Source organism: Paenibacillus sp. FSL H7-0331 (assembly GCF_001956045.1).
Map to the genome: position 1 here is coordinate 189,072 of NZ_MRTH01000004.1, position 13,280 is coordinate 202,351.

8 protein-coding genes are annotated in these 13,280 nt (G+C 46.7%); all 8 read left to right on the forward strand.

The genetic code is table 11. From position 1 onward, the window contains the following. Nucleotides 1–832 precede the first annotated feature (832 nt). The 8 genes from BK127_RS07705 (at nucleotide 833) to BK127_RS07740 (ending at nucleotide 13,233) form a co-directional block, all read left to right on the forward strand. Nucleotides 833–1,714: a carbohydrate ABC transporter permease gene (locus BK127_RS07705; RefSeq protein ID WP_076229440.1), complete on the forward strand. Its 882-nt coding sequence runs from the start codon at nucleotides 833–835 to the stop codon at nucleotides 1,712–1,714. Between the two features lie 105 nt (nucleotides 1,715–1,819). Beyond that, nucleotides 1,820–2,956 carry an enolase C-terminal domain-like protein gene (locus BK127_RS07710; protein WP_083689150.1) on the forward strand — a complete coding sequence of 379 codons (1,137 nt, stop codon included), beginning with the start codon at nucleotides 1,820–1,822 and terminating at the stop codon, nucleotides 2,954–2,956. Between the two features lie 85 nt (nucleotides 2,957–3,041). Then, a complete protein-coding gene (locus tag BK127_RS07715; RefSeq protein ID WP_083689151.1) occupies nucleotides 3,042–4,601 on the forward strand; it encodes an extracellular solute-binding protein in 1,560 nt (519 codons plus the stop codon). A gap of 301 nt (nucleotides 4,602–4,902) precedes the next feature. After that, complete coding sequence (locus BK127_RS07720) at nucleotides 4,903–7,227, forward strand: AraC family transcriptional regulator (protein ID WP_076229442.1); 2,325 nt, start codon at nucleotides 4,903–4,905, stop codon at nucleotides 7,225–7,227. A gap of 134 nt (nucleotides 7,228–7,361) precedes the next feature. After that, nucleotides 7,362–9,113 carry a glycoside hydrolase family 2 protein gene (locus BK127_RS07725; protein ID WP_076229443.1) on the forward strand — a complete coding sequence of 584 codons (1,752 nt, stop codon included), beginning with the start codon at nucleotides 7,362–7,364 and terminating at the stop codon, nucleotides 9,111–9,113. 40 nt (nucleotides 9,114–9,153) lie between these two features. Then, nucleotides 9,154–10,155 (forward strand): 3-dehydro-L-gulonate 2-dehydrogenase, encoded by a 1,002-nt coding sequence (gene yiaK / locus BK127_RS07730; protein WP_179097416.1) that lies wholly within the window; start codon nucleotides 9,154–9,156, stop codon nucleotides 10,153–10,155. A 32-nt stretch (nucleotides 10,156–10,187) separates the two neighbouring features. Next, nucleotides 10,188–11,726, forward strand: coding sequence for an extracellular solute-binding protein (locus tag BK127_RS07735; RefSeq protein ID WP_076229444.1), 1,539 nt, complete (start codon nucleotides 10,188–10,190; stop codon nucleotides 11,724–11,726). Nucleotides 11,727–11,913: 187 nt separating this feature from the next. After that, nucleotides 11,914–13,233 carry an extracellular solute-binding protein gene (locus BK127_RS07740; protein WP_076229445.1) on the forward strand — a complete coding sequence of 440 codons (1,320 nt, stop codon included), beginning with the start codon at nucleotides 11,914–11,916 and terminating at the stop codon, nucleotides 13,231–13,233. Nucleotides 13,234–13,280: the final 47 nt, after the last annotated feature.

Genomic DNA, 13,280 nt, shown 5'->3' on the forward strand with positions numbered 1-13,280 from the left:
GAGAAGGGGTATGCCTCCGGTCGCTGTTGAAATCGTGAATGGTTATTATATTCAGCGGTATATTCACGATTTCAAAGGCGAACGCTACGCTCCTACAGCACACCCCTTCTCCTCCGCTGTTCATTTTGAACACGCTCCAAATAAGGAGAGGGTAGAGGGAGAGATACATTCGCCAAGCGTAATGTATCTTGGTAAGAACAAAAAGGGCGCAGAATCATAATCAGCGTATGACAGCTTACTAGTTGTGAAGCTGTCATTTGTAAAAAACTGATGATGATGTACACCTTTTCAGCCCCTATCGCTCAATATCACATTCGGCTTCTCTTGCTTGCTACCTCCGGTCGGCTCCATAACGATGAAAAACATCGTTATAAGGAGTATAAACCGCAAATTGTAACGATGTTCTTCATCGTTACAAGAGCGCGCGCTTAGAAAATGCAGCAGAAGAGTGCTCTTCTAATGCGGATATGATGCAAATAACGCATAACGGCATTGCTCTAATCAATATTCAATGCTAACCCATTGAATAAATGCCCTTTAACTTCAGCGATATTTATAAAATAAGCTGCGCCTCGCGCCCTGCGGCCTAGAGGGCCGCAAAATGCGGTGAATACGCAGCGGAGCGTCCGTGGTGTTCTGGAGATAGCGGAGCGGTGCCTTTGTTCCCGGATTTTCACCGATAGATCCCTTATACAATAATAAAATCCGGGAACAACAGCAATCGGAGGAACACTTCGGACGCACAGCGACAACCGATTCACCGCATTTTATCCCTTTGTTCTTTGTCCAGCATCTCGCAATCCCATCTTATTTTAAAAAGGAGCCACCCCTTATGAGAGAAAGCTTAGGCGACCGCCTGTTCAGTATGGCAAACCTTGTGCTGCTGGTCATCATCGGCATCATTACGTTGTTCCCCTTGTATTACGTTTTCGTGGTTTCCTTCACAGAGCCACGGGAGTATATCGATAAATACGGTTTTGTGTTATTCCCGAGCAAGTGGAGCCTGGGCTCCTATGAATATTTGATGTCCACATCCGCCTTTATTCGGGCAACGGGTGTCAGTGCTTTTCTGGCAACGGTGGGTACGCTGCTCAGCCTGATGGTAACCTCGGCCTTTTCATTCGGACTTTCCCGCAAAAGGCTGAGAGGCCGAAAGCTGATGATGTTCATGGTCATGTTCACGATCCTGTTTAATCCCGGGATTATCCCGCTATATTTGCTGGTGCGTGATTTGGGTCTGATCAACAGTGTATGGGCGCTCATTATTCCGGTATTGACCAGCGGCTGGTATGTCATCTTGATGAAGAGCTTCTTCGACAGTATTCCGGTAGAGCTGGAGGAAGCTGCCATGATTGATGGCTGTAACGACCTGAGCATTTTCTTCAAAATCATTTTGCCGCTTTCTGCTGCATCGCTTGCTGCATTTGGTTTATTTTACGCAGTTGCTTATTGGAACACCTTCTTTAGTGCGGTGTTGTACATTAATGATTTTACGAAGGTACCGCTGCAAATTGTACTGCGCAACATGCTGATCGATTCCGATACCGCGATGGGTGGGGCGTCAGCCGTGGAAATGTCATCAGACAAGCAGCTGCCTACGCAAACGATCAAAATGGCTGCTGTCGTCATCTCAACCTTGCCGATTCTGATGGTGTATCCGTTTTTGCAAAAGCATTTTACGAAGGGTGTTATGTTAGGTTCTGTCAAAGGTTAAGTGCAGCTGGCTTGTCGTTGCTTAATCCCGCATCGGCAGCAGGGCTCACCTCGATCCGGCACACCAACAATCATATAAATACAAATGGCAGAGGAGCAAATGAAAATGAAAAAATTTTCGGATTTGGACAGCACATGGCGTATTGAGAAAATTGAGCAGGTACTCATGAAAGGTGAACGCCGCAGAACGGCGGGCTGCAATGCAAGACTGGGGGTACATGGTAAAGAGGTCAGCTTTCCCTTGGTACGTATTACGATTGGCGGCATCGCGGGGTATAGCTGGTCCCGTGTTTCCCGCGAGGCGGCAGCAGCGTTTATCGGGACTCCGATAGGCGAAATCTTTTGTGAGGATCAATGGATCAAGGACCGTTTTCAAAGCATCCAATTCCCGCTGTTTGACTGGTTAGCGAACGTAAGAGGCATTCCGGTGTATCAGCTGCTGAGCGGCCAATCGACACCTTTGAGCGTTGCTTGCTATGATACTTCCTTGTATTTTGATGATCTGCACCTGAGCTCTGAAGCAGATGCGGTGAAGCTGCTGCAGGAGGAAGCGATGCAGGGCTATAACGAAGGATTTCGCGGCTTTAAAATCAAGGTTGGCCGTGGTGCGATGCACATGGACTTGATGGAAGGCACGAAGCGGGATATCGCGATTGTAAACGGCATCCGCGAGGTTGTCGGCCCGGCATGCAACATTTCAATCGATGCGAATAACGGCTATAACCTGAATTTGACGAAGCATGTTCTGAAAGAAACGGCACATGCCAACCTGCTGTGGATGGAGGAAGCGTTCCACGAAGATGATCGGCTGTACCGTGATTTGAAGGCATGGTTGGCTAAGGAGGAGATCGATGTGATGATCACCGACGGTGAAGGCTTGGCGGCAGGACCGATTGTAGAATGGGCGGAGCAAGGCCTGATCGATGCCATCCAATACGATTTGAAGGATTACGGCATTGTCAATTGGTTGAAGCTGGCGAAGCGATTGGCTGCCAGTGGTGTGAAAGCGGCCCCGCACAACTATGGTGGCTTCTATGGAAACTTTGCTTCGGCACAAGTATATCCAGCCATCGAAGGCTTTATGTTCGTGGAATGGGATGAAGCGCAAATTCAGGGTATCGATACGTCCGGCTACACCATTCAAGACGGCAAAATCTCTGTGCCTTCTACACCGGGCTTCGGTTTGCACATCGATACGGACCTTTATGAAAGCAAGCTACGTGACGGCGGTTGGGCAGTGTAAACTCAAGCTCCCGAATTAGAGCAAGTGAGTTATCCACATCAGATAAAACCAGGAAGCTAAACTAATTTTAAGGGGATGATTTGCAGTGAAATTAACAACAACCCAGTTACTTAAAAAACGGACTCTGTTATTTGTATCCATGATGGTCGTATGTTCTTCATTTGCCGCAGCTTGCTCGTCACCAGCACCTTCACCTGGACCTGCGTCTGCGCCAGCAGCAGCCGGTAAGGAAGAACCCAAAGCTCCAGCCAAGCCTACGGAAATCAAAGTGATGGCGGATTACACGATAGCGCAGCCTCCATCGCCAGACAATCAGGTACAAAAGGAATTTGAAAAAAGAACGAATACGAAGCTGACGGTTACCTGGGTACCGGGTGGAGATTATGCGGATCGCGTGAACGTGGCGCTGGCTGCTGGCGATATTGCCGATCTGATTAAAATTCCGAATATTACAACCCCGTTGTTCCGACAAATGGTCAAACAAGGAGCATTCTGGGATTTGACACCTTATATCAAAAACTATCCAAACCTGATGGCCATAGATCCGAAAATATGGAATAACACCAAGATCGATGGAAAATCGTTTGCAGTTCCTGCAGGACGCCCTTTGAACGGCGGCGGATTCTTCTCGATTCGTAAGGATTGGCTGGACAAATTGGGCTTGAAAATGCCGACAAATCTGGATGAGCTGTATACCGTTTTGAAGGCCTTTAAGGACAACGCACCTGACGGTAAAAAGGATACAACCGGCTTTACTATGCGCGGCGGCTCCGGTGTATTTGAAGAGGTATTCACCGGAACTGTTGGCAAATGGAAGGAAAAGGACGGCAAGCTCGTCAATATGACGCTGGAGCCGGAGATGAAGGAAGCTCTGATTTATGTGAGTAAATTGTACAAGGAAGGTTTAATTCCGCAGGACTTCCCTGTGCTGAAGGAAAATCAGTATTGGGAGCTGGCTACAAGCGGCAGAGCGGGACTGACATCGGAAACACCGGAAGCCTTATTCAGATACACGATGGATCAATGGAAGAAGGACCCGAAGGTCGAATGGACACCGATGCTTTCACTGGCTCCAAAAGCCGGAGGCAAAGCTTACGTACCGCAAGCAACAGGCTTTAATGGCGTGCTGGCGATTCCCAAAACCGTACCTGAAGACAAAATGAAGGCGATTTTGAAATTCGTGGATTACGGCTCGGGCGGCGAGGGCCTGGATTTGACCCTTTATGGCATCAAGGATGTTCACTATTCCATTGTTGACGGCCAAAAGATTGCGAATGATAAGGCTGTAGCCGATAGTGTGGGAACCGCTTCCTGGGGTAAAATGTTCAGTACACCTGTTCTTGATCTGTGGCAGTATGCAGCCGGAATGCCCAAAGAGGTATATCAACGCAACATGAAGCTGGCTGAAGAAAAAGCGAAAATTTCCACGCCTGACCCGGCTATTGGTTTAGTTTCCGACACAGAGCTTAAAATGGGGGCAGACTATACGAAAAAAATTGCTGATATGAAGACACAAACGATTATTGGCAAAATTTCATTGGATGACTGGGATAAATACGTAGATAGTCTTAAGAAAGATCCCAACTACACCAAAATTACGGAAGAAATCAATGCAGAGTACAAAAATCGGTTGGCTCAAAAATAAGCTGAGTACGAGTTCATTTGTTCAGAGGTAAGGGTGACCCCTTGCCTCTTAGTTGGTAGCAGCAACGGTGAGTGGTCAATGTGCAATTGGAATGGATGGGGACGCTTAATGGAAGCTGCTGTATCTGATCGGATGCAGCAGTTTTTTTGCGTTGTCAGCGATCTTGAATTCGTATAACCTTTTGTTGATTATTTCATATACAAAATATACAATGTATATTATACATACGCAATTAATTGCAGAAGCAGTGATCGGTGCGCGGCGATTGGGCCCCATCAACTAAAGGATGTGAAATGTCCCGATGAGCAGGCCAAAGGGCAAACATAAAGGGTCAATCTATTGGAAAAATTTAAGTATTGTCCTGCTGATCACATGCATCCCTATTGCATTAATCAGTGTTATTCTTTACTATATCGGAACGGATCGTATTGGAATGGAAGTGAATAAGGCCCATCAGAATCAGCTGAGCCAGTCGATTCAGCACATGGAGGATTATTTATCCAACCTGGAGCATACGGTGGTGCGACTTGCTTTTGATCGAAGCATGGATGAGTCGCTTAAGCAGATGGATTTTATTATGGAATTTCAAAAGACGAATGAATTAATGAGATCGTTTACATTGATGAGGGAATCGAATTCCTTGATTGGTGGAGTGAGCTTATATTTACGCGATGCCAATAAGCTTATTGGAGATGAGTTTGGATTTCAATCCGTTCAGTCGGAGGATGACAGGAAGCTATTAAGATCCTTATTGGAAAAAGAGCGTACTATCTACTGGAACTATTCGTTAAGAAAACCGGGTTATTCCGATACCCTGTACAAGGCTATTGTGGTCAAACTTCCTGGTGGTCAAATGTATGATTCCTACGGGGCATTCATCCTTTATTTGGATCAAGCTAAATTAAATACGATGGTGCAAAAATTGGCTTCCGGAGAAGGTGTTGCTTTCCTAATTAATGAGAACGGTGATTATTTAACTACTCCCCACACTAATGAACTTTCCAAGGAAGAACTCACGCTTGAGGATGCGGTAAGAAGCCGGATCGCCCAGGAGGATCTTCGCGATCATACCTTTAAATTTGACTGGCAAGGTCAAAGCTACACCGTATCCTACGGGAAAATATCCAAGCTCGGCGGCAAATGGACGTTTGTCTCGGCAACCCCGATGTCGCAAATCATTGCTCCGGTCACTTCGCTGTCGAGATTAATTCTCTGGATTAGCCTATTCGGCCTGACGGTCGGCTTGCTGCTATCGTGGTTCGCCTCCAACAAAATTTACGATCCGATTTATCGCTTGAAAAGCTTGTTCGAATCGTCCAAGCCTACCAGATCGGATGAAAAGGATGAGGTCACCTACATTGAGAATCAATGGAATCAGCAGCTGGTGGAACAGCAGACCCTTGCGATGCAGATCAAGGAATCCATACCAACCTTAAGAGAGAGCTTCCTGCTGCAATTTTTGCAGGGTAATTTGTATACGCATACAGAATCGGAGCTCATTGACAAGATGAAGCAGCTGGATTGGGATGCAGAGGATAAAAGATTTGCGGTTATGGTGGCGCAGCTGCATGGGATATCCGAGCTCGGTGACAAATTCTCGGAACGGGATTCGCAGCTGATTACGTTCGCCGCCTCCAACATTATATTGGAGCTGTGCTCTGAGCAGCTGAATATGGTACATGTGATTAATTTTCAGGATCTATCTGTCGGTGTGTTTTTTGTTCTGAATCGCAGCATTACGAATGAGGAAATCAAGGCTGTACTCAACAAGCTTGCCCATGATTATATCGCGGCGGTTAATAATGTGCTGCGAATGAAGGTGACGATTGTCACGAGTAAAATATCCGATTCGCTGGTGGATATGCCGAATGTACTGGAGCAGACGCGTAAAGCGCTGCGCTTCCGGGATCTTCATACGTCCAATCAAATGCTCGATATGAATCAATTTATGATAGAGCCTAACAGTGCGAAGCACTTCCCCTCCGAGCTGGAAAGAGAAATCGTACATGCGGTCAGCCTCGGTCTGGAGGAGGAAGCAGTACGTTTAATTCGACTGTTTATACAGGAGCTGCAAGGGGATAACAGTACCGAATTGATGGTTCATCAAGGGATGATGAAGCTGCTGGGCACCCTGCATGACACGATTATCAAGCATGATGTGAATATGTATGCTTTGTATGAGGGGGTTCATCTGTATGAGCAGCTGATGCTGTTATCCGAGCCGGATCAGATCGTAGACTGGTTCCAGTACAAGCTGATCCACCCTTTTATCAAAACATTGTCCATGACCTATGACGGTAATTTGCGGGAGATGATCGATAAGCTGCTCGTGCAGATTAAAGAGGAAATCCTGATGGATGTCTCTCTGGAGATGTATGCAGACCAATTGCAGATGAGCTCCTCCAAGCTGAGTAAAGCCTTCAGACAAATCCACGGCACGAACTTTATCGACACGATTATTCGTTTGCGTATTGAAAAGTGTAAGGAGCTGCTGTGCAAGACCGATATGAAAATCAATGAAATCGCAGAGCTGCTGCATTATCAGCCCTCTTACCTCATTCGTATGTTCAAAAAAAGCGAAGGTTTGACACCAAGACAGTATCGGGAAAAGCATGCGCAGGGGTAGCCGTGAGACCTGTTCAGCTATGAAGAGGGAAGGTTGAAAAAAAGGATGTTGTCCAATGGTTTACATTTCCACACTTATATTGTAGTATTGCAATGTACATTGTGTATTAACAATATGAGATAAGGGTGATAAATATGACGGTGCAGCCGTATAGACAAGACTATCCACGTCCACAATTTGAGCGGTCTGAGTGGCTTAATTTAAATGGGGAATGGGAATTTGAATTTGATGACCATCAGGTAGGGAACCTTGAAAAATGGAATATATCGCACGATTTTAGTCAAAAAATTCAAGTTCCTTTTTGCTTTCAAAGCAGCTTGAGCGGCATTGGAGATACGGGTTTTCATGATACGGTCTGGTACCGTAAAGCCTTCACTGTACCCGCCGCCTTTGTCGGCAAAAGGATCGTATTGCATTTTGGTGCTGTTGATTATATGTCATGGATCTGGGTAAACGGCCAGTTGGTGAAGGTTCATGAAGGTGGGCATACCCCTTTTTCAGTAGATATTACCGAACATCTGCAGGGTAATGAGAACACAATCGTCGTGAAGGCTCAAGACTACAGCCAGGATCAGACTCTTCCCAAAGGCAAACAATATTGGGAGGAGAAATCGGCAAGTATTTGGTATACCCGAACTACAGGCATTTGGCAAACTGTTTGGTTAGAGCCTGTGGCCGAGACGTATCTGAACAAGGTAAAGCTTACCCCTTACATCGATTCGAACGAGATTAAAATCAGGGCATTTATTGAAGGACGACTAAGCGATAATCTTTGGTTGAAGACAATTATATCCTTTAAGGGAGCTCCGGTAGCTGAAGAGATCGTTAAAGTCACAGAGTCGGAGCTGATGCGGCGTGTTGGATTGCACGATTTTAACGATCATGGAAGAGGTCGCTGGTGGTCGCCAGAGAAACCGAATTTATATGATATCCAATTCCTCTTGCTAGATGGCGATCAAGTTATTGATCACGTAAACAGCTACTTTGGAATGCGCAAAATAGCTATCGAGGACGGCAAGGTATGCCTGAATAACCGTTTTTATTATATGAAGCTTGTGCTCGATCAAGGTTATTTCCCGGACGGTATTATGACACCACCAACGGATGATGCGATCAAACAGGATGTTGAATTGACTAAAGCAATGGGCTTCAACGGAGCACGCAAGCATCAGAAGATCGAAGACCCGCGTTACTTGTATTGGTGTGACCGTTTGGGACTGCTCGTGTGGGGAGAGATGGCGAATGCCGCGGCATATTCGGAAAATTATGTGCGTCGCATCACCTCGGAATGGCAAGAGGCTATCGAACGTGATTATAATCATCCCTGCATTGTGGCTTGGGTGCCATTGAATGAAAGCTGGGGCGTACCGAATATTTTGGTGGACAAGTTCCAGCAGCAGCACGCGCTTGGTTTGTATCATTTAACCAAATCCTTGGATGACACCCGACTTGTTATTTCTAACGATGGCTGGGAGCATATTAAATCCGATATTTGCACGATACATGATTACGAAAGCAGCCGGGAAGTGCTCGTAGAAAGATACCGTACCGTCGAAAATGCAGTTCAGGCAAAGCCAGCCAACCGTTGGATTCATGTGCCTGACTATCCTTATGAGGGCGCTCCGATCCATGTGTCGGAATATGGCGGCATATCATTCAAGAAAAGCGATTGGGAAGGCTGGGGCTATTCAGCAGCCAAAAGCGATGAGGATTTTATCGAACGCTATAAATCGGTTACGGAGCCCTTGCTGCAATCGCCGGTCGTACAAGGTTTTTGTTACACGCAGCTGACCGATGTCGAGCAGGAAATTAACGGATTACTGACCTATGATCGTAAACCGAAGGTAGCATTGGAACTTATAAAACAAATTAATGAAGGAAAATAAGCGGAAACCTATATACAGATGAAAAGGTGGTTTTTGGATCATGCTGAGAGTTCCTTTTTCCGAGATGATGGATCAATTTGTACGCGTGCTGCTTGGCAAGGGCTTCACTGAAGAACGGGCACAACAGTGTGCAGCGCTGTTTGCCGAGGCCAGTCTCGATGGGGTGTACTCACATGGGCTGAATCGATTTCCATCTTTCATCGAATATATGGATAAGGGTTATATCGATATCGATGCTGTACCGGAATGCATCCATAGCTTCGGGGCTATGGAGAGGTGGGATGGACATCTTGGACCGGGCAATCTCAATGCCAGCTTGTGCATGGACAGGGCGATTGCTCTGGCCAAGCAGCATGGCATTGGTTGTGTGGCTCTCAGGAATACAAATCATTGGATGCGTGGCGGAAGCTATGGCTGGCAGACTGTAGAAGCAGGCTGTGCAGGGATTTGCTGGACCAACACGATGCCCAATCTGCCCCCGTGGGGCTCCACCGAAAGAAAGCTTGGCAACAATCCGATTGTATTTGCAGTGCCACGGGCAGAAGGAGCTATCGTATTGGACATGGCGATTTCCCAATTCTCCTATGGACAGCTGAATACGAAGAAGCTGCTTGGATCGCAGCTTCCTGTTGATGGCGGGTATGACACGGCTGGTAACCTGACCAAAGATCCATCCGCTATCCTGGAGTCGGGAAGGCCACTGCCTATCGGCTTTTGGAAAGGATCGGGCTTAGCGCTTGTGCTTGATCTGATGGCTGCAATGCTTGCCGATGGTCAATCCACTCATGAGATTGGCAAGCTGCCCGTTGAGCATAGCGTATCGCAAGTCTTTATGGCTTTTGATATCGGTGCATTTCCTAACCTTGACTACATTAACGAACGGATTCATGAGGCGATTCTTGATTTACAAGGAGCTGCGCCACTTGAAGAGGACAGTACGGTTCGATACCCCGGTGAGGATACACTTGTCAGACGGCAGTATAATTTGGAGCATGGAATCCCGGTGGAGCCTTCAATCTGGCAGCAGGTCACCCGTTTATAAGTTCTGCGTTCATCTTATGGGAGGAATTCACAATGAAATTCAGTGAAACGACGATACTCCATAAACGGCCCCTGTTTCTAGTATCCACATGGGTTGCCTTGTCTTTCTTTGCTGCTTGCTCCATTCCGTCGTCAGAAGCTCCTGCAGTCCATGTCAGTGAAGAGTCCCAAGCCTCTGGCAAGCCGACCGATATCAAAATCATGGCGGACTACACGATAGCTCAGCCTCCATCTCCGGATAATCCGGTACTGAAGGAATTTGAGAAAAGAACCCATACGAAGCTTACAGTAGTCTGGGTGCCTAGCGGCGATTACGCGGATCGGGTCAATGTGGCTTTGGCTACCGGTGATATTGCCGATTTGATCAAAATCCCGAATATCACGACACCTCTGTTCCTTCAATTGGTGAAGCAGGGTGAGTTCTGGGACTTGACGCCTTATATCAAAAATTATCCGAACCTGATGGCACTGGACCCGAAGATTTGGAACCATACGCAGATTGATGGAAAATCCTTTGCAGTTCCGGCTGGACGTCCCTTGAATGGGGGTGGTTTTGCCTCGATCCGAAAGGATTGGCTGGATAAATTAGGTCTCAAGATGCCAACTCATATGGATGAGCTGTACACCGTGCTCAAGGCTTTTAAAGACCAGGCACCGGACGGCAAAGAAAATACGGTTGGTTATACGATGCGGGATTGGCGTGTTATTGAAGAAGTATTTACGGGAACCGTTGGTAAATGGAAGGAACAAGACGGCAAGCTGATCAATATGATACTGGAGCCGGAAATGAGAGAGACACTCGTTTACCTGAACAAGTTGTATGTCGAGGGTCTGATTCCATACGATTTCCCTGTGCTGAAGGAAAATCAGTTTTGGGAGCTCGCTACAAGCGGTAGAGCCGGATTGACCTCGGAAACACCGGAAGCGTTGTTCAGATATACGATGGAGCAATGGAAGAAGGACCCGTCGGTCGAGTGGACCCCGATGCTTTCCTTGGCACCCAAAGCAGGAGGTAAAGCATTCGTAACGCAGACTACCGGCTTTAACGGTGTATTGGCTATTCCCAAGACCGTACCTGAGGAGAAGATGAAAGCCATTCTCAAGTTTATTGATTATGGCTCCGGTGGTGAAGGATTGGATTTAACGCTTTACGGGATCAAGGGTGTGCATTATACGGTGGTTGACGGTCTGAAAATCGCTAACGATAGAGCATTTGCAGACAGCATAGGAACGGCTACATGGGGTAAAATGTTCAGTACGCCCGTGCTGGATTTGTGGCAGTTCGCGGCAGGGATGCCCAAGGAAATATACCAGCGCAACATGAAAATTGCTGAACAAAAAGCAAAGTTATCTACGGGTGACCCTGCGATTGGTCTGGTTTCCCAAACTGAGCTTAAAGTAGGAGCCGACTACAACAAGAAAATTGCCGATACGAAGGTACAAGCCATCATCGGGAAAATTTCCATGCAGGAATGGGATACCTTTGTAGATACGCTTAGGAAAGATCCGACCTATACCCGGATTACCGATGAAATCAATCTCGAGTACAGCAAGCGGATGGCACTCAAGTAAATAGGATCCCCTTACGATTGATAACGAAGGTAGTTGTCGACGAAGGGGATTTTTTGCTTTTTAATTAATAACGCTTACATTTCCAATCAAATTGGCATTTTAGCATATCAGAGTGCCTTATTTAATGATCAGGATCGATGATATTATGAAAGCGTAAACAAATTACAAGTTTGAAAGGGGTATACAAATGAAAAAGTGGATTGCGATGCTTTGCGTGTGTGTATTGTTTGTCATCTCGGCCTGCAGTGGGAGTGGGACAACACCTGCGACACCGGCAGCACCAGATGCCAAACCGACCCAGCCTGCTCCTGCAGCTAAAGCTGGTGAGAAAAAGAAGCTATCGTTCTGGTATATTGACACAGGCAAACGGAAGGAGCTTATTGAAGCGGCCGTCCAAAAATTTATGAAGGATCATCCTGACGTAGACGTGGAAGCGGTTCAAATTCCTAACGACCCTTACAAGACGAAGCTGTCCGTAGCAATGGGCGGCGGAAATCCACCGGATGTATTTCACTCCTGGGGCGGCGGCTGGTTGAAGCAATTTGTAAGCGCTAACCAAGTGCTGGACCTGACTGGCAAAATCAGCAGCGATGCGTTTTTGACTGCTGGCCTGGATGTAGCTACCTTTGATAAAAAGGTATATGGTGCACCACTTGCCATGTCCGTCGTTCCCTTTTATTACAATAAAGAAATTTTCGCCAAATACAACATACAACCGCCACAAACCTATGATGAACTGCTTACGATCATCGATAAGCTGAAGAAAGAGAACATCATTCCTATCGCACTAGCCAACCAAACCAAATGGCCTGCGGCATTCTACCTGATGTATTTTGCTAACCGTTTAGGTGGCTCGGAAATCTTCAACGAAGCCTTCGAAAGAAAGGGACGTACCTTTGATGACGAAACTTATGTGAAGGCCGGAGAGATGATTCAGGATTTGGTTAAACGCGGCGCTTTCAATCCCGGATTTAACGGTATTCAGTACGACACTGGAAATTCCCGTCAGCTGATGTACACAGGTAAAGCGGCTATGGAAATGCAAACGTCTTCCTACATTAATAACATTCGTGCGGAATCACCTGATTTCGAGAAAAAAGTAGGCATGTTCCCATTCCCTGCAATACCTGGCGGCAAAGGTAAAGTTACCGATCTGGTAGGGGGCGTATCTCCTGTATTCTCAGTAGCTGCCAAGAGTAAATATCCTGCCGAAGCGATTGAGCTGGTTAAAGCTTTGACCTCCAAGGAGCTTGCACAGCAAATGGCGGATCAGGCGAGCACAATCTCGGCAGTTAAAGGAGTTACTTATTCCGATCCTTTTGCCAAAGAACTCAATGATATGCTGAGCAAAGCAACCTCCATGCAGACCTTCTATGACCAAACCTTGCCTGCTGAGCTTGCCGAGCTGCACAAAGATACAACCCAGAATTTATTTGGTAATTCGATGACACCGGCTGCTGCAGCCAAAGAGATGGAAACGAAAGCCAAAGAAGTCCTGAAAAAATAAATCGGGTGATTAATACTGATCAGGGGGAGGGATGCCTCCCCTTCCCG

Bases quoted from the DNA above. Each gene is read 5' to 3' on its own strand.
- BK127_RS07705 (WP_076229440.1), top strand. From the start codon at position 833: ATGAGAGAAAGCTTAGGCGACCGCCTGTTCAGTATGGCAAACCTTGTG.
- BK127_RS07710 (WP_083689150.1), top strand. From the start codon at position 1,820: ATGAAAAAATTTTCGGATTTGGACAGCACATGGCGTATTGAGAAAATT.
- BK127_RS07720 (WP_076229442.1), top strand. From the start codon at position 4,903: ATGAGCAGGCCAAAGGGCAAACATAAAGGGTCAATCTATTGGAAAAAT.
- BK127_RS07725 (WP_076229443.1), top strand. From the start codon at position 7,362: ATGACGGTGCAGCCGTATAGACAAGACTATCCACGTCCACAATTTGAG.
- yiaK (WP_179097416.1), top strand. From the start codon at position 9,154: ATGCTGAGAGTTCCTTTTTCCGAGATGATGGATCAATTTGTACGCGTG.
- BK127_RS07735 (WP_076229444.1), top strand. From the start codon at position 10,188: ATGAAATTCAGTGAAACGACGATACTCCATAAACGGCCCCTGTTTCTA.
- BK127_RS07740 (WP_076229445.1), top strand. From the start codon at position 11,914: ATGAAAAAGTGGATTGCGATGCTTTGCGTGTGTGTATTGTTTGTCATC.